We start from the raw sequence: 15,911 nt of genomic DNA on the forward strand, positions 1-15,911 counted from the left end.
CAGAGCGATTAGCGGTTGGAAATGTACAGGGTCACTTCCAGGCCAAGACGTAAATCAATAAAAGCAGGTTTCTTCCACATCGTTTTTTCCTCTTTAAAAATGCAGCACTAACGCCATTGTTTGTGCCAGTTTTGTGATGGTCATCAAATAATGCGTCACAGGAGGGCAAAGCTCAACCCGAAAGATGTAAGGAATTAACTTAATGTTTACAACGTAACTTATTGTTGCCAAACATTTTGCAATACCTTTTGCCAGTTGCCCCACAGCAGCTTATTCAGCACAAATTGATCATAGCCGCTGTCACGCAACGCGCTGATTAGCCGCGGTAAACCACTCACATCGTGTAAGTCATCAGGCAACGTAATGCCGTCAAAATCGGAGCCCAGCGCGACATGATCGTCACCCATGATGTTAATAAGATAGTCGATATGACGAACGATTGTGCTCAGCGGGGTATCGCTATCGCGTTTACCGTCGGCGCGCAAAAACGCGTTGCCGAAATTGACGCCTGCCACGCCGCCGCTGTCGCGGATAGCCAGTAGCTGCCGATCGGTCAGATTGCGCGGTTGCGGGCACAGCGTATGGGCGTTGGAATGGGTGGCGACCAGCGGTGAAGAGGAATGACGAGCGGTATCCCAGAACGCTTTTTCATTCATATGCGAAACGTCAATCAGCATGTTCAGGGCGTTAGCGTGCTTAATGAGGGCGATACCCTCAGCGGTAAGCCCTGGGCCGCTGTCCGGGCTGCCGGGAAACGCCCCGTTAACGCCGGTGCCAAAACGGTTAGCAATGTTCCAGAAAGGCCCAATGCTGCGCACCCCGGCGGCATAAAAAGCCTGTAGATCGCCTCCCTCGCCGTCAAAACCGCCCGCGCCCTCAATATGCGCCACCATCGCCAGCACTTTATCCTGACGGCAGCGTTCGATATCCGCCGCGCTCAGGCACAATCGTGCCCGGCCATCGGAGTGGGCGACAAGCTGCTTAAGGATCGTCAACTGCTGCCAGAGAATGTCGACCGGCTGCCACGGCTCGCTGGCGTATTGTGGCGCCATGCGGGCGATATACTCCTGCGGCGGCACGAACAGCGCGAACAGCCCGCCGGAAAATCCGCCTTGCTGCATGCGTGGATAATCGAGGTGTCCGTTCTCAATGCCGGAGAAGAAGGCCGTTACCGGATCCTGGCGATGGTGAAGCCATAAATTAAGCAACAGGTCATTGTGACCATCAAAAATCGCCATAGCGCATCCCACTGTCTTTTATTGCTGCGAAAGTTGCCTGGCACGATAACCGATTTGTCCGGTCCGGCAAGGGGAAAATTACAACTTAGCAGCAATTGTTAATATCACTTAACAGTGAGGAGATCCGCAAAGCGGGTGGTGTAGCGGGGTGAAAGCATTTCCCGTTTCATCTGCCACGGCTGCTGTATACCCTGTCCCGCGAAGTAAAGCGTGCCACGGCCATTTTCAGCATTCAGATGGTCTAATACATCCATTAACTTTTGGCTGTTTTTCCTGGGTGCGTTGTCGTCAAACAGATTAAGTTGCGCGACGCCCTGGCTATAAAAATCTCCCAGCATCACTCCGGCTTTCTGGTACCGATGGCCGTTCTTCCAGACCGCATCCAGACAACGAACTGATGCGCCGATAATATCCCGGCTATCCTGGGTTGGGGTGAGCAGTTTTACCGACGCGCTATTGCCATAATATGGCTCGTTAAGCGCGAAGGGCGAGGTTTTAACAAATACGGAGATAAAGCGGCAATGCTGATGCTCATTGCGAAGTTTTTCTGCTGCCCGGGCGGCATAACTACAGATGGCCTGGCGTACATCGTCATATTCGGTGAGGCGTTCGCCAAACGAGCGCGAACAGACGATTTCTTGCTTTACCGGGGCAAACTCTTCCAGTTCAAGACACGATTCGCCCCGTAATTCACGCACCGTTCTCTCCAGCACGACATTGAAATGTTTTCTTATGAACCGGATATCGGTGTCTGCCAGTTGCAGGACGGTCTTAATCCCCATCATCTCAAGCTTCTTCGCTATGCGACGTCCTACCCCCCAAACGTCTTCGACGGGTAGCGCCGCCATCAGCTTTCTCTGACGATCCACATTGGATAAATCAACAACGCCTCCCGTCTGGCGCTGCCAGCGTTTCGCCGCGTGATTTGCCAGTTTCGCCAGCGTCTTTGTGGGTGCGATGCCCACCCCGACGGTCAGATGGGTGCGTTGCAGTACGGTCGCTCTCATTTCATGCCCAAAATCGGAAAGATCGCGACAATTACGCACGCCGGTAAGATCGCAAAAGATCTCATCAATTGAGTATATTTCGCTACGAGGCGACATCTCTTCAAGCGTGTTCATTACCCGGTTGGACATATCCGCGTAAAGTTCATAATTACTGCTGAAACAAACCACGCCATGATGCCTGAAGAGATCTTTCTGTTTGAAGTACGGTTCACCCATTTTCACAAAGGGTTTGGCTTCAGCGGAGCGAGAGATGACGCACCCATCGTTATTGGACAACACGACCACCGGTCGTCCCTTCAGGTCCGGGCGAAAAACCGTTTCACAGGAAGCATAGAAAGCGTTCACATCACACAGTGCAAACATGGTCAGCTCGCAGATGTCGCGATACAGGTCACTACGCCGCGAGCCTTCGTGGGCGCGCTTATACGTTCATTCAGAACGTAAGGAACAGGGTCATTGAATAGGGGAAGGGCCACGCTCCGGCGTCGCTCTGATGGCGTGAAAAACTGCATGATGATCACCGTCAATTAATACTGTATTTATATACAGTATTGTATATCGATAGCAAAGATCAAGGGTAACAAGGCATCATGGCGTACGGGCGTAGAAGGGTAATTATCACGACCAGACTATTTGGGTATACTTCTTCACTTATAACTATGCATGTCAGGTAACGAAATATGCGGGAGAGCATTAACGTTCTTTTTGTGGTGCTGTCTTTTGTGGCACTGATTATGCTGATACGCTTTTTCGTCAGGCGTATTCGGCATCCAACGCGCATCGTTGCCGATAGCCGGGGAATGAAAAAAATCTCAACCCATCCTGTCTGGTTTGGCGGCTCGTCAGGTAAAACCTACTTTTATGATGAGCAGTATTTATACGAGGTTATAAAGAGCAGCACCCGTAAAATTGAGCTGGCGACTATCATAAAAATTAAACCAGGCTCGATAGTGATAAATAACAGGCGGATCTGGTCTGTGAGTTATCTTGAGGGAACCCGTGAAAAACAGGTGCAATTTTATAATAATCTGACGGTGTTTAATCAAAACTTCGCTGCGTTTTTAGAGGCAGTAAAACGCGTGAACCCTGAGGCAGATATTAAAGCCGTGTCATTGTTCAACCTGTGACTGGAATACAACATATGTGGCTTTCTGACTGCCCATACGACAGGTATGGGCAGTGAAGCCGTCGATATTACTTCTTCTTGTTCATCATCGCCTTGAGATCGGCAAAGGGGTTAAACGTGGCGACACCCACGTCTTTTTGCGCATCCTCACCCGCGACAACGGTGGTGCCATACTGATCCGCTTCGGTGTACTTTGAGTGTTCGTGATCGTGACAAAACAGGCACAACAGCTCCCAGTTACTGCCATCTTCCGGGTTATTGGTGTGATCGTGGTCGATATGGTGAACCGTGAGTTCACGAAGATTTGAATAAACAAACTCACGCGAGCAGCGTCCACAAACCCAGGGGTAGATTTTTAGCGCTTTTTCACGGTAGCCGCTTTCCAGCCGTGCGTAGTTTTTGGGGATCAGAGCCATTGCTGATGTTACCTGTTAAAAAATCTTAGTGCCAATATATCCCATAAGAGAACGGAAGGGGAACGCGTCTCTGCCTCAAAGCGTAAATGTTCCCTCAAGCGTAATGACACATTCACCACCGACCCGAACCACAGCCCTTCCTGACGATGCATCGTATTCCGAAAACAACACGCTTGTACGCCCCATATCAACGCCCTGGCTAATCTTCAGTGAAAGTGTGGTTTGATCACGACGCAGGGCCAGCAACGCCGTGGCTGCTGCGGCTGCACTGCCTGTTGCCGGATCTTCCGTCATTCGAGGAGTAAACATACGTGCCTGAAGATCGCAGGACTCATCTGAAGCCCTGTCTAAGGTATACGTATAGACAGAGACTGCGCCGTCAAGCGGCAGAATCGCGCGGAAACCTTGTAAGTTGGGCACGCATCGACGAAGCGCATCGCGGGAGACCAGCTCTACGATCAAAAAGGGCAGGCCCACCGAGGCAACAACAGGATTATGCACGTCCCTGCGTATATCATCCGGGTTTAAGGAAAGGCAGGCTGCAACCTGTTCCGCGCTGACTTCAGAATGGCAGGAAAGCGCCTCAGGAGCTAACAGCTCAGCTCCCGTCACTGTGCCGTTCTGTTTTAACAGCCGCACCGGCACCATCCCCGCGATTTCTTCGAAGTGCAAGGTGTCGGATAATGTCTGCCCGTTTTCTATGGCGTGATGCGCCAACACAAAGGCAGTTCCGACGTTAGGGTGCCCGGCGAAAGGTATTTCGCGCGAGGGGGTGAATATCCGCACGCGTGCCGTACTCGAGAGATTTTCTGGCGGCAGCACAAACGTCGTTTCGCTGTAGCCAAATTCAACGGCAACCTGCTGCATCTGTTCACTGCTCATACCTTCAGCATCAAGGACAACGGCGACTGGGTTGCCGAGAAACGGCGTATTCGTAAAAACATCTGCAATGACATAGCGTCTTTTCATTATCTGTTCTGCCTGGCGGGAAATGGCTTACAGTAATAGCGCTAAATCAAACAGATAACCAGAGTAGAATAAATTGAAACTTGATGGTCTCTGTCAGTTTATTTGAAGCATTCCGTTAAATAATCACCATTTATTCTCATCCGTTAATGCGTAGAGTAGGGATAACGCAATGCTTTATCAGGATACTCCACTATGAAAAAGATCGGATTTTTGTCGTTTGGTCACTGGACGCCGTCACCCCAGTCCGGCACGCGAACCGCGGCTGACACGCTGCTACAGTCCATCGATCTGGCGGTCGCCGCCGAAGAGCTGGGCGCGGACGGGGCTTATTTCCGTGTGCATCACTTTGCCCGCCAGCTCAGTTCGCCATTCCCCTTGCTGGCTGCAATAGGCGCGAAAACCAAACGCATTGAAATCGGGACGGGCGTGATCGACATGCGGTATGAAAATCCGCTGTATATGGCGGAAGATGCTGGCGCGGCAGATCTCATCTCCGGCGGGCGATTACAGCTTGGTATCAGCCGGGGTTCCCCGGAGCAGGTGATTGATGGCTGGCGTTATTTTGGTTACGTGCCGCAGGAAGGGGAAAACGAATCTGATATGGCGCGCCGCCACACTGAGGTACTGCTTGATGTATTACGCGGTGAAGGGTTTGCAAAGCCTAACCCACAGCCGATGTTCCCAAACCCGCCGGGATTATTGCGTCTGGAGCCGCATTCAGAAGGCTTACGCGATCGTATCTGGTGGGGGGCTGGCTCTAATGCAACGGCAGTATGGGCGGCAACACTGGGGATGAACCTGCAAAGCTCAACGCTGAAAGATGATGAAACCGGCGAGCCGTTCCATATTCAGCAGTCAAAACAGATCCGTGCCTACCGACAGGCCTGGGCTGAGGCAGGGCATACCCGTCAGCCACGCGTTTCGGTCAGCCGCAGTATTTTTGCCCTGATGGACGATCGCGACCGGATGTATTTCGGTTCAAGCCGCAATGAAAGCGACAGCGTGGGCTATCTGGATGAGAAAACGCGGGCCATTTTCGGACGCAGCTATGCCGCAGAGCCAGACAAGCTGATTGAACAGTTGAAAAAGGATGAAGCGATCGCGGAAGCGGATACGCTGTTACTTACCGTGCCGAATCAGCTGGGCGTGGAATACAACGCACATGTGATCGAGTCCATCCTGAAACATGTCGCACCGGAAATGGGATGGCGCGATCGCAATGCTTAATCTGGCCCTCTGGTATCGCCGGTTTGGTGAGCCTGAATCGGTACTGCAAGCGGAAACTACACCATTGTCGCCGCGACAGCCGGGAGAGATACGTGTGCGCATGCTTTTTTCCCCGGTGAACGCCTCCGATCTCATCCCCATCACCGGAGCATATCGCCATCGCACGCCGCTGCCTGCGATAGCCGGTTATGAAGGGGTCGGAATAGTGACCGAAACGCCCGCCGCTTATCCGGCGCTGCTGGGCAAGCGGGTCCTGCCGTTACGGGGGCAGGGAACCTGGCAGCGCTATGTCGACTGCCCGGCGGCGTATGCGGTTCCCGTCCCGGACGACGTCGACTCGCTACTTGCCGCGCGGGCGTATATCAACCCGCTTGCCGCACAGATGATGCTGGACCGCTATCCTCCGGTCGGGAAAACGGTGCTGCTCACCGCTGCCGGTTCTGACTGCGCCGTTCTGCTCGGGCAATGGGCACGCCAGGCGGGCGCAGAGGCGGTTTACGGGATCCATCGCTCGCCCGTGCACGCTCAACGTCTGGCTGAAATGGGGATCGTCCCGATTGCGCAACATGATACGACCGCCGTCAACGCTGCCGCCGCGCAAGCGGAGGTGGTGTACGACGCCACGGGCGGCAGTCTGGCGGAGACGATCCTGAGCGTGATGCCCGAAACCGGCACCTTTGTCTGCTACGGGCTACTCTCCGGGCAGACCTTCCGGCAGCAGCGGCCGTTGCCGCGCGTGGCGTGGTTTCACATTCGTAACTATCTGGACGCGCTGAGCGCTGAGGCGTGGCAGGCGGAGTTTCGGCGCATCTGGCCTAAACTGCGCGCCAGCCAGTGCAGCGATGTCACCCTCTACCCGCTGTCGGAATGGCAGCGGGCAGTGGGCAACTATCGCGAAGCGGGAAGAACGGGTAAGCCCATGCTGTCGATGGACAATTAATCGGCCTTATGGCTCATGTCGCTCAGCAGTACAGCGATACTTTGTCCACCGGCGGTCTGCTCCAGGCCAATTTTGACAATAATTGTCAGCGGAACGGAGAGCAGCATGCCGACAGGCCCGAGCAGCCAGCCCCAGAAAATCAGGGACAGGAATACAACAAGGGTTGAAAGCCCCAGCCCGCGTCCCATGATCCGTGGTTCGAGAATGTTCCCGAAGACAAGGTTAATCACCAGATAGCCTGCCAGCAGAATCAGGGCATCATACAAACCGCTGAAAACCAGCACCTGAAGGATAGGGGGGATCGCCGCCAGCACGGAGCCGATGTTAGGAATATAGTTGAGCGCAAAGGCCAGCAGCCCCCAGACAAAGGCAAAACGCACATCCAGCGCGGCGAGCATCCCCCAGACCACTAATCCCGTCACCAGGCTGATGGCCGTTTTCAGCACCAGATAGCGTGAAACGCTGTCGAGCGCGCGCTGAATGGCGCCCATTCCCTCTACCGGACGCACCATGATGTGCTGGAGCTTTGCAGGCAGCTGTGGAACTTCCAGCAGCATAAACACAACCGTCAGGAACAGCAGGAAAATCGAGGTCATGGCGTTGGAGAGTTGTGCCAGCAGGCTGGTGACAATCGTCATGGCGGCATTCGGATCGATATATTTAAGCAGTTCCTCAACCGAGACTTCGATACCCGCGCGTTGCAGCCAGGGTTCAATTTGCAGCAGCGGGGTCGCCAGGGAAGAGCGGTATGTCGGTAGCGTCCGCGCCAGCTCGTTCAGGGAGGTTCCCAGATAGGCGACTAACAGCACCATCGCAACGATAATAATACTGATAAGCAGGCTTATCGCCAGCACACGCGGGATGCGTAGCCGCACCATTCGCTGCACTAGCGGATTGAGGATCACCGCGATAAAAAGCGCCAGGATAAAAGGCACGATGATATCGGCCGCAAAACGAACGCCGGTCAGAATGATCACCAGCATGCCCAGCATGATGACGATCTTAAGCCCGTTGAGGGTGATAATAGGTTTGGCCATGGACGTTCCTGAACAGTTTTTTATTTATAATAGAGGGGAAAGCGGATTAAAAAAACTAACCAAAATCAAACAGACTGGGTAAAGAAATGAAAAGGCTTTGAGTAAATTCCTGGCTTATGATACAAATCAGGCGTGTTCAACTACCGAGGACAATTTTCATCCGCAAAGACGAGAAGCAACACCGCGGATAATTGTAATTTTATGGACAATTTGTTCAGGACGTATTTTTCAAACAACTCTGCTCTGTTTTCAACCTCCCTCTGCCTGCTTTCTGGTGAGCAACACTGGCGTTCCGCGCTATAGTCACGTCTTCTGCCTGAGCTGGCGCTATGCGCTTAGCTAACTGATTTAATTCCCAATTTTTTGGTTTGCTGTCCGCAGCGAGCCTCGATGGATTATATTCTCAAGCAGGAGAAAAAACATGTTTTACTGGATTTTATTAGCTCTGGCGATCGTCGCTGAAATTACCGGCACCTTGTCGATGAAATGGGCAAGCGTGAGTGATGGCAGCACCGGTTTTATTTTGATGCTGGTCATGATTACGCTTTCCTATATTTTCCTCTCTTTTGCGGTTAAAAAAATCGCGCTGGGCGTGGCATACGCATTGTGGGAAGGTATTGGTATTTTATTGATTACGCTGTTTAGCGTCATGTTATTTGATGAAACCCTGACGACAATGAAAATTGCCGGGCTGACGACCCTGGTCGCAGGTATCGTGCTGATTAAATCGGGTACACGCAAACCGGCAAAACAGCAGAAGGAGCAGACCCATGCAGCAGTTTGAATGGATCCACGCGGCCTGGCTGGCTTTCGCCATCGTTCTGGAAATTATTGCCAACGTCTTTCTGAAGTTCTCCGACGGTTTTCGTCGTAAAGCCTACGGCCTGTTATCGATTGCCGCGGTTCTGGGGGGCGTTTAGCGCCCTGTCACAGGCGGTGAAAGGCATCGATCTGTCCGTAGCCTATGCGCTGTGGGGGGGGGCTTCGGTATTGCCGCCACCCTGGCGGCAGGCTGGATTATGTTCGGGCAGCGTTTAAACAATAAAGGCTGGATAGGGCTGGTATTACTGCTCGCCGGCATGATCATGATTAAACTGGCCTGAGTGACCTACTGCTGCGCCAGGGCTTCCAGCCGGTCGCGAAAACCGGTCACCGACAACGCCCGGTTATCGGCGCGCCAGCGGTCTTTCGCCGCTGGCGCAGAACTCTGAACGCCAATCAGCTGCCAGCCGTTATCGGTTTTTAACATCAGGGGCGATCCGCTATCACCCGGTAGCGTATCGCACTGATGCGACAGTACGCTGTTTTGCGCCCAACCCGTCACCACGCAGTCCGTATGGGTGTACAGCGAATCGAGGTGATCAACAGGATAACCTGATTGCGTCACTTTTCGATCGGCGGCTTTCAGGGCGGCGGTGAGCGCGGCCTTATCGCCATCAAAGAGCGGCAGCGGGGTGATCCCGGACGGCGGATAACGTAAAACGATCAGCCCGAAATCCCAGGAGGCCGCCCCGGGCGGCACAATCCAGCCATCGCCATCCGGTTTCAGGCGTTTGCCAAGCGACGGATCCACTCGCCCCTCAATACCGTGAATTTCGTAGCGCCATATTCCTTTTTGCGACACAAAGCGCAGGGCGATCGCTTTATCCGGTTTGCCTTCAGGCGGCATTAACAGGCAATGACCCGCCGTCAGCGCAAGGCGTGGCGTAATGAGGGTTGCGGTACATAAATTGCCGCTGGCGGTTTCCAGTTGCCCGATGGCATCCCAGGGCGATTCGGTAGGATCGGTGACACGCGTACGATCGTCATGACCAAAAAACAGCGTCTTTACCTCTTTGGCGCTAATGGCGTCATCGTCGCCATCATCCGCATGTGAAAAGCCAGCAAAAAGGCTAAACGTTCCCAGTAACAACACAACAGATTTACGCATATCACACTCTGGTGGGGGTAATTATGATTATTAAAAGTGAACCCTATGAAAATACTATAGACGCGACGGCGAGAAAGTGGGAGTAAAATCAGCGTGCTACATTCAGGAAAGATAAAAGTGGCTGGCGATGAGCGCGCATAAAATTAGCAGGATAAGAATGAACTCAAACCGATAGCGCCGCAGCATACGCCCTCCGGATAAAAAAACGGCGCTGACCGCAAACCCGTTCAGCGCCGGTTTACCAACGTGCCCCGAAGGGCACGGTTAAGCTTGTACTCTTACGCTGCTGGCTGTGCAGCAGGTTTAGCCGCTTCGTGTTTTGCTGCTTTTTTGTGATGCTTTTTAGCCGCCTGGGCTTTCTGCTCTACCGCAGGTTTTGCCGCTTTTTTATGGTGCTTTTTCGCGGCCTGCGCTTTCTGTTCTGCCGCTGGTTTAGCCGCTTTGTGATGTTTTTTATGGTGAACCGTTTTGGCCGGAGCAGCGGTGGATGCCGCAGGCGCTGCGGTGGCGGTAGTTTCAGCCGCGAATGCAGCGGAAGACAGACCCATAGCAGCGGCAACAACCAGAGCTAATACTTTTTTCATTTTCATACCCTCGAATTTGGTTTTTCATTTAACCCCACTGCGGGGCCGTTGAAATAACTATATCCCTGTAAATTCGGGGTTTCCGTGAGTGATTGGTATCGGCGTGTAACCATATGTACAACGCCGGGGCGGCCCCCCGGCGCGTTCGGTTACAGGTAGCGGGACGTCAGGTGTTCGCGGAAGTAGCGGATATTCAGATCTTCACCTGTAGCCTGGGTGATGAGCTGCGACGTGCTGAAACGGCTGCCGTGCTGCCAGATATTCTGACGCAGCCAGTCAAACAGCGCCGAGAAATCGCCCCCGGCAATGGATGCCTGCAACCCGGGCAGCGCAGTTTTGGCGGCATGGAACAGCTGTGCCGCATACATTGCCCCCAGCGTGTAAGACGGGAAGTAGCCAAAACCGCCGTCGGTCCAGTGGATATCCTGCATACAGCCGTTGCGGTAGTTATCTTTGGTGGATAACCCAAGCCAGGCCTGCATTTTCTCATCCCATAACGCGGGAATATCATCGACTTCAATTTCGCCGTTGATTAACGCACGCTCGATCTCATAGCGCAGCACTACATGCGCCGGATAGCTCACTTCATCCGCATCAACGCGGATGTAGCCCGGCTTCACGCGCTGGTTCCAGGCAATAAAATTCTCTTCGCTGAATGCCGCCTGGCTACCGAAACGGGCATGAACCGCCGGAAGCAGATGCTTCAGGAAAGCGTCGCTGCGGCCCAGCTGCATTTCAAAGAACAAGCTCTGGGATTCATGGATCGCCGTAGAGCGCGCCAGCGCAACGGGCTGGCCGGCCCACGCTCGCGGAAGGTTTTGCTCGTAGCGGGCATGTCCGGTTTCGTGGATCACGCCGAAAAGCGCGCTGAGCAGTTCATCTTCATCGTAACGCGTGGTGATACGCACATCTTCCGGCACGCCGCCGCAGAACGGGTGGGCGCTAACGTCCAGACGACCGCCGTTAAAATCGAAGCCAAGCATTTTCATCGCTTCCAGGCCCAGCTCGCGCTGCGTGGCGGTCGGGAAGGGACCCTGTGGCGGAACGAACGATCGTTGAGCCTGTTTTTCCACAACCTTTGCCAGCAGCTCCGGCAGCCAGGACTTCAGATCGCCGAACAGCACATCCAGGCGAGCGCTGGTCATGTCGGGTTCAAAGATATCCAGCAGCGCGTCGTAAGGCGTGCAGCCTTTAGCCTCAGCGCGCAGGCGGGCTTCTTCACGACTGAGTTTCACCACCTCTTTCAGGTTGGCTGAAAAGCCCTGCCAGTCGTTGGCCGGACGCTGAGTGCGCCACGCGTGTTCACACCTGCTGCCCGCCAGCGATTTGGCCTCCACCAGCGATTCCGGCAGTAAAGTGGCCTGCTGGTAGTGGCGTGTCATTTCACGCAGGTTGGCTTGCTCAACGTCATTCAGATCTTCGTCTGCCGCCGCCGCCAGCCATTCACCCATTTTTTTATCGGTCAGGATCTGATGTTGCAGGACGCTCATCTCCGCCAGCGCTTCACCGCGCGCGGCGCTGCCGCCTGGCGGCATCATGGTGAACATGTCCCAGCTGGCGATGGAGGAGAGGTGCGAGAAGCGGGAGAGGCGCTGGAAGGTGCGGGTGAGTTGTTGATAGTTATTGTTTTTCATGAAGTCCTCGTGTCTGAATCAGCCGATGACAAAAATTAGCATCGGCTCGATTTAAACACGAAGAGGGCTGAATGTTAATGCAGTCGTTTATGCAGGCTCGCGCCCACCAGCAGCGCCGCGCACAACATCAGCGCGATAAATCCGCCCACGCCGTTCCAGCCGTAGTTATGCCAGAACACCCCGCCGAGCGTACCGGCTATGCTGGAACCGAGATAGTAACTGAACAGATACAGTGACGAAGCCTGACCTTTGGCGCGGCGCGCGCGTGGGCCAATCCAGCTGCTGGCAACGGAATGCGCGGCAAAGAAGCCCGCAGAGAAGAGCAGCATTCCGGCAAAAATCAGCCACAGGGAAGAGAAAAGCGTCATCAGCAGTCCGAACAGCATCACGGCGGTGGAAACCAGCATCACCGGACCACGACCGAAGCGCGCGGTCATGGCGCCCGCTTTTGGCGAACTCCATGTCCCGGTGAGATATGCCACAGAGAGCAAACCCACCAATGCCTGACTAAGATGCCACGGTGAAAGCATCAGACGATAGCCGATGTAATTAAACAGCGTCACGAACGAGCCCATCAGCAGGAAACCGGTCAGGAACAAACGGGGCAGCCCTTGATCGCGCCAGTGCAGACGAAAGTTGATAAATAACGTTTTCGGACGCAGGGAGGTCGGGCGGAAATGGCGCGATTCCGGCAGGATTTTCCAGAACATCAGCGCCGAAGCGAGGGCGAAGCAGCCGATAACGGCCAGCGCAATGCGCCAGTTAAAGAAATCAGTAAACACACCGCTGAGCAGGCGTCCGCTCATCCCGCCGATAGAGTTCCCGCTAATGTACAGCCCCATGGAGAAGGCCACGAAGCTCGGGTGGATCTCCTCGCTGAGATAGGTCATCCCGACCGCCGCCACGCCGCTGAGGGATAACCCAATCAGCGCGCGCATGACCAGAATGCCGTGCCAGCTGGTCATCATGGTGGACAGCAAGGTACACACGGAGGCCAGCATTAACGCCGTTACCATGACCTGCTTACGTCCGATGGCATCCGAAAGTGGCCCGGTGAACAGCAGACCGATCGCCAGCATCCCGGTTGAAATGGAGAGCGAAATACTGCTGCTGGCTGGCGACACGCCAAATTCATGCGACAGGACCGGCAGGATCGGCTGAACGCAGTAGAGCAGGGCAAAAGTGGCGAGACCCGCTGAGAAGAGCGCCAGCGTGACGCGCATAAACTGGGGGGTACCACGTTTAATAAACTGAACCGGCTGCGGTGCTGCGGGTAAATCATCGATGTCGCTGGCCGGCGCGATATCAACGGTCGTTGTACGGCTCACACATAATCCTTGCTTAAACATCCCCGTGGTTTCTGGTGACGGGTATGACCACAAGATTAGGGTAGGAAAATGTAAATATTCTGTCTAATATATTAATAATCTCAAATGATACTTTAAAAATATGAATATCGAGCTGCGCCATCTGCGCTATTTTGTCGCCGTCGCCGAAGAGCTGCATTTTGGTCGTGCGGCGGCAAGGCTGAATATCTCTCAGCCACCGCTAAGCCAGCAGATCCAGATCCTGGAGCAGCAGGTCGGGGCGCGTCTGCTGGCGCGAACCAACCGCAGCGTGAGCCTGACGGCGGCGGGAAAACAGTTTCTCGCCGATAGCCGGCAGATCCTGAGTATGGTGGAGGACGCCGCCGCCAGAGCGGAACGGCTTTATCTTGGGGAGACGGGGGAGCTGCGCATCGGGTTTACCTCATCGGCCCCCTTTATCAGCGCTGTTTCACAAACGCTATCCTCGTTTCGCCGTAACTTTCCGGATGTGCATATTCAGACGCGCGAAATAAATACCCGGGAGCAGATATCGCCGCTTAACGAAGGATCGCTCGACCTGGGGCTGATGCGTAACACGCAGTTGCCTGATACCCTGGCGTGGCAGGTGATCCTCCGCGAACCGCTGATGGCGATGATCCCCCGGGATCATCCGCTCGCCGCGCAGCACAGCGTCTCGCTGGCTGAACTGGCGAAAGAGCCGTTTGTCTTTTTTGACCCACAGGTGGGTACCGGGTTGTATGACGATATTCTTGGTCTGATGCGGCGATATGGCCTTGTCCCGACTATCGCGCAGGAGGTGGGGGAAGCCATGACGATCATTGGTCTCGTTGCCGCAGGGCTTGGCGTGTCGATTCTCCCGGCCTCATTTAAACGGGTACAACTGGCGGAAATGCGCTGGGTGAAGATAGCCGAGCAGGATGCAGTCTCAGAGATGTGGCTGGTGTGGTCTAAACATCATGAACAGAGCCATGCGGCACAGCGTTTCAAAGAACAATTAATTACCGCTTCTCGCGGGCATTATTTATAGGGAAAAGTGGGCGAAAATGTGCAGTAAATCACATGGCTAAGTAAAAATTTGACGTCAGCCATTGAAGTGCTTCACCATAGCCCTCAGTTTATTTCGAAGCTCGAAAATAAGGGAGTACGAGGTGGTTGCTGATAGTCAGCCAGGGCATATCGATCAGATCAAGCAGACCAACGCGGGTGCCGTTTATCGCCTGATTGATCAGCTTGGTCCGGTTTCGCGTATCGATCTTTCGCGCCTGGCACAACTGGCACCCGCCAGTATTACCAAGATTGTCCGCGAAATGCTGGAAGCCCATCTGGTTCAGGAAACAGAAATTCAGGAGCCGGGCAGCCGTGGCCGTCCGGCGGTAGGGCTGGTGGTGGAAACGGAAGCCTGGCACTACCTGTCGCTGCGGATTAGCCGCGGGGAAATCTTCCTCGCGCTGCGCGACCTCAGCAGCAAGCTGGTGGTGGAGGACCGGCTGGAACTCCCGCTTAATGCAGAGCAACCACTTCTCGATGCCATTCTGACCCACATCGACCAGTTCTTTATTCGTCACCAGCAGCGTCTTGAACGTTTAACGGCGATTGCGATCACCCTGCCGGGAATTATTGATACCGAAAATGGCATTGTGCACCGCATGCCGTTTTATGAAAACGTCAAAGAGATGCCGCTGGGCGACGTGCTGGAAAACCACACCGGTGTGCCGGTCTACATTCAGCATGATATCAGCGCCTGGACGATGGCGGAGGCATTGTTTGGTGCCTCCCGGGGCGCGCGCGACGTAATTCAGGTGGTGATTGATCATAACGTTGGCGCAGGTGTGATCACCGACGGGCGTCTGTTGCATGCTGGCAGCAGTAGCCTGGTGGAGATCGGCCATACGCAGGTCGATCCGTACGGAAAACGCTGCTACTGCGGTAACCATGGCTGTCTGGAGACGATTGCCAGCGTCGAAAGCGTGCTGGAGCTGGCGCAGGTGCGGCTCAGCCAGTCGATGAGCTCCACGCTGCACGGTCAACCGTTAAGCGTCGAGGCACTGTGCGCTGCGGCAAGGCAGGGCGATCTGCTGGCGAAGGACATTATTACCGGCGTGGGCAATAATGTCGGGCGCATTCTGGCCATTATGGTGAACCTGTTTAACCCGCAAAAAATACTGATCGGCTCCCCGCTCAGCCAGGCGGCGGATATCCTCTTTCCGGCGATTTCCGCCTGCATCAATCAGCAGGCGCTTCCCGCGTACAGTAAAAACATCGTGGTCGAAAGTACGCAATTTTCCAACCAGGGTACGATGGCCGGCGCCGCGCTGGTAAAAGATGCGATGTACAACGGCTCGTTACTGATTCGTTTGCTACAGGGCTAACTCTTTTCCAGAGATGTACGAAAAATTGCGCTATCTCAAGCCCGGTAGCGCACGCATCCCGTAGACTTTCCCCACTGAATTATTTACCTGGTTTATATTTTGAGGC

17 protein-coding genes and 1 pseudogene are annotated in these 15,911 nt (G+C 54.3%); 7 read left to right on the forward strand and 11 right to left on the reverse strand.

Annotated features, from left to right (window positions below; genetic code table 11):
• Positions 1–8: 8 nt before the first annotated feature.
• From pqqA to KTH07_RS07880, 3 genes are all read right to left on the reverse strand, one after another.
• A complete protein-coding gene (gene pqqA, locus KTH07_RS07870; RefSeq protein ID WP_002905689.1) occupies positions 9–80 on the reverse strand; it encodes a pyrroloquinoline quinone precursor peptide PqqA in 72 nt (23 codons plus the stop codon).
• Between the two features lie 138 nt (positions 81–218).
• Positions 219–1,238 carry a dipeptidase gene (locus KTH07_RS07875; protein WP_023303647.1) on the reverse strand — a complete coding sequence of 340 codons (1,020 nt, stop codon included), beginning with the start codon at positions 1,236–1,238 and terminating at the stop codon, positions 219–221.
• Positions 1,239–1,342: 104 nt separating this feature from the next.
• The gene (locus KTH07_RS07880; RefSeq protein WP_023303648.1) at positions 1,343–2,608 is read right to left on the reverse strand and encodes a Y-family DNA polymerase; all 1,266 of its coding nucleotides are present in this window, start codon (positions 2,606–2,608) and stop codon (positions 1,343–1,345) included.
• 317 nt (positions 2,609–2,925) lie between these two features.
• Between KTH07_RS07880 and KTH07_RS07885 the strand changes: the two genes are divergently transcribed.
• Positions 2,926–3,372 (forward strand): hypothetical protein, encoded by a 447-nt coding sequence (locus tag KTH07_RS07885; RefSeq protein WP_023303649.1) that lies wholly within the window; start codon positions 2,926–2,928, stop codon positions 3,370–3,372.
• A 67-nt stretch (positions 3,373–3,439) separates the two neighbouring features.
• Here KTH07_RS07885 and yajD read toward each other — a convergent pair whose 3' ends face one another.
• Both yajD and KTH07_RS07895 read right to left on the reverse strand, forming a co-directional pair.
• On the reverse strand, positions 3,440–3,787 hold the full coding sequence (gene yajD / locus KTH07_RS07890) for an HNH nuclease YajD (protein ID WP_006808895.1): 348 nt from the start codon (positions 3,785–3,787) through the stop codon (positions 3,440–3,442).
• Positions 3,788–3,862: 75 nt separating this feature from the next.
• The gene (locus tag KTH07_RS07895) at positions 3,863–4,756 is read right to left on the reverse strand and encodes a PhzF family phenazine biosynthesis protein (RefSeq protein ID WP_032619773.1); all 894 of its coding nucleotides are present in this window, start codon (positions 4,754–4,756) and stop codon (positions 3,863–3,865) included.
• Positions 4,757–4,948: 192 nt separating this feature from the next.
• On the opposite strand from KTH07_RS07895, the gene KTH07_RS07900 reads away from it, so the two are divergent.
• Positions 4,949–5,983 carry an LLM class flavin-dependent oxidoreductase gene (locus KTH07_RS07900; RefSeq protein ID WP_032619771.1) on the forward strand — a complete coding sequence of 345 codons (1,035 nt, stop codon included), beginning with the start codon at positions 4,949–4,951 and terminating at the stop codon, positions 5,981–5,983.
• Positions 5,976–6,923 (forward strand): zinc-dependent alcohol dehydrogenase family protein, encoded by a 948-nt coding sequence (locus KTH07_RS07905; protein WP_017384558.1) that lies wholly within the window; start codon positions 5,976–5,978, stop codon positions 6,921–6,923. Before KTH07_RS07900 ends, KTH07_RS07905 begins: the two co-directional genes overlap by 8 nt.
• On the opposite strand, the gene KTH07_RS07910 is transcribed toward KTH07_RS07905, so the two are convergent.
• Positions 6,920–7,960, reverse strand: a complete 1,041-nt coding sequence (locus tag KTH07_RS07910; protein WP_003857467.1) for an AI-2E family transporter — start codon at positions 7,958–7,960, stop codon at positions 6,920–6,922. The two genes, KTH07_RS07905 and KTH07_RS07910, sit on opposite strands and share 4 nt — an antisense overlap.
• 421 nt (positions 7,961–8,381) lie before the next feature.
• On the opposite strand from KTH07_RS07910, the gene mdtJ reads away from it, so the two are divergent.
• Entirely contained in the window at positions 8,382–8,744 is a 363-nt protein-coding gene (mdtJ, locus tag KTH07_RS07915; RefSeq protein WP_015570633.1) for a multidrug/spermidine efflux SMR transporter subunit MdtJ, read from the forward strand.
• A pseudogene (gene mdtI / locus KTH07_RS07920) lies at positions 8,731–9,063 on the forward strand (multidrug/spermidine efflux SMR transporter subunit MdtI). Before mdtJ ends, mdtI begins: the two are co-directional and overlap by 14 nt.
• A 5-nt stretch (positions 9,064–9,068) precedes the next feature.
• On the opposite strand, the gene KTH07_RS07925 reads toward mdtI, so the two are convergent.
• The 5 genes from KTH07_RS07925 to KTH07_RS07940 all read right to left on the reverse strand — a co-directional run bounded on the left by KTH07_RS07925 (position 9,069) and on the right by KTH07_RS07940 (position 13,436).
• Positions 9,069–9,890, reverse strand: coding sequence for a serine protease (locus KTH07_RS07925; protein ID WP_003857461.1), 822 nt, complete (start codon positions 9,888–9,890; stop codon positions 9,069–9,071).
• Between the two features lie 102 nt (positions 9,891–9,992).
• The gene (locus KTH07_RS23595) at positions 9,993–10,076 is read right to left on the reverse strand and encodes a hypothetical protein (protein ID WP_057979992.1); all 84 of its coding nucleotides are present in this window, start codon (positions 10,074–10,076) and stop codon (positions 9,993–9,995) included.
• A gap of 92 nt (positions 10,077–10,168) precedes the next feature.
• Complete coding sequence (asr, locus tag KTH07_RS07930; protein ID WP_003857459.1) at positions 10,169–10,474, reverse strand: acid resistance repetitive basic protein Asr; 306 nt, start codon at positions 10,472–10,474, stop codon at positions 10,169–10,171.
• A gap of 149 nt (positions 10,475–10,623) precedes the next feature.
• A complete protein-coding gene (locus KTH07_RS07935) occupies positions 10,624–12,108 on the reverse strand; it encodes a carboxypeptidase M32 (RefSeq protein WP_032619769.1) in 1,485 nt (494 codons plus the stop codon).
• Positions 12,109–12,182: 74 nt separating this feature from the next.
• Complete coding sequence (locus tag KTH07_RS07940; protein ID WP_017384556.1) at positions 12,183–13,436, reverse strand: MFS transporter; 1,254 nt, start codon at positions 13,434–13,436, stop codon at positions 12,183–12,185.
• Positions 13,437–13,557: 121 nt separating this feature from the next.
• Between KTH07_RS07940 and KTH07_RS07945 the strand changes: the two genes are divergently transcribed.
• Together KTH07_RS07945 and mlc are read left to right on the forward strand one after the other, a co-directional pair.
• The gene (locus KTH07_RS07945) at positions 13,558–14,463 is read left to right on the forward strand and encodes a LysR family transcriptional regulator (RefSeq protein ID WP_015570629.1); all 906 of its coding nucleotides are present in this window, start codon (positions 13,558–13,560) and stop codon (positions 14,461–14,463) included.
• A gap of 121 nt (positions 14,464–14,584) precedes the next feature.
• Positions 14,585–15,805: a sugar metabolism global transcriptional regulator Mlc gene (mlc, locus tag KTH07_RS07950; RefSeq protein WP_003857451.1), complete on the forward strand. Its 1,221-nt coding sequence runs from the start codon at positions 14,585–14,587 to the stop codon at positions 15,803–15,805.
• Positions 15,806–15,911: the final 106 nt, after the last annotated feature.

Source organism: Enterobacter cloacae complex sp. ECL72 (assembly GCF_019056635.1).
GTDB classification, from domain to species: Bacteria; Pseudomonadota; Gammaproteobacteria; order Enterobacterales; family Enterobacteriaceae; genus Enterobacter; species Enterobacter hormaechei_C.

Bases quoted from the DNA above. Each gene is read 5' to 3' on its own strand.
- KTH07_RS07875 (WP_023303647.1), bottom strand. From the start codon at position 1,238: ATGGCGATTTTTGATGGTCACAATGACCTGTTGCTTAATTTATGGCTT.
- KTH07_RS07880 (WP_023303648.1), bottom strand. From the start codon at position 2,608: ATGTTTGCACTGTGTGATGTGAACGCTTTCTATGCTTCCTGTGAAACG.
- KTH07_RS07885 (WP_023303649.1), top strand. From the start codon at position 2,926: ATGCGGGAGAGCATTAACGTTCTTTTTGTGGTGCTGTCTTTTGTGGCA.
- yajD (WP_006808895.1), bottom strand. From the start codon at position 3,787: ATGGCTCTGATCCCCAAAAACTACGCACGGCTGGAAAGCGGCTACCGT.
- KTH07_RS07895 (WP_032619773.1), bottom strand. From the start codon at position 4,756: ATGAAAAGACGCTATGTCATTGCAGATGTTTTTACGAATACGCCGTTT.
- KTH07_RS07900 (WP_032619771.1), top strand. From the start codon at position 4,949: ATGAAAAAGATCGGATTTTTGTCGTTTGGTCACTGGACGCCGTCACCC.
- KTH07_RS07905 (WP_017384558.1), top strand. From the start codon at position 5,976: ATGCTTAATCTGGCCCTCTGGTATCGCCGGTTTGGTGAGCCTGAATCG.
- KTH07_RS07910 (WP_003857467.1), bottom strand. From the start codon at position 7,960: ATGGCCAAACCTATTATCACCCTCAACGGGCTTAAGATCGTCATCATG.
- mdtJ (WP_015570633.1), top strand. From the start codon at position 8,382: ATGTTTTACTGGATTTTATTAGCTCTGGCGATCGTCGCTGAAATTACC.
- KTH07_RS07925 (WP_003857461.1), bottom strand. From the start codon at position 9,890: ATGCGTAAATCTGTTGTGTTGTTACTGGGAACGTTTAGCCTTTTTGCT.
- KTH07_RS23595 (WP_057979992.1), bottom strand. From the start codon at position 10,076: ATGCTGCGGCGCTATCGGTTTGAGTTCATTCTTATCCTGCTAATTTTA.
- asr (WP_003857459.1), bottom strand. From the start codon at position 10,474: ATGAAAAAAGTATTAGCTCTGGTTGTTGCCGCTGCTATGGGTCTGTCT.
- KTH07_RS07935 (WP_032619769.1), bottom strand. From the start codon at position 12,108: ATGAAAAACAATAACTATCAACAACTCACCCGCACCTTCCAGCGCCTC.
- KTH07_RS07945 (WP_015570629.1), top strand. From the start codon at position 13,558: ATGAATATCGAGCTGCGCCATCTGCGCTATTTTGTCGCCGTCGCCGAA.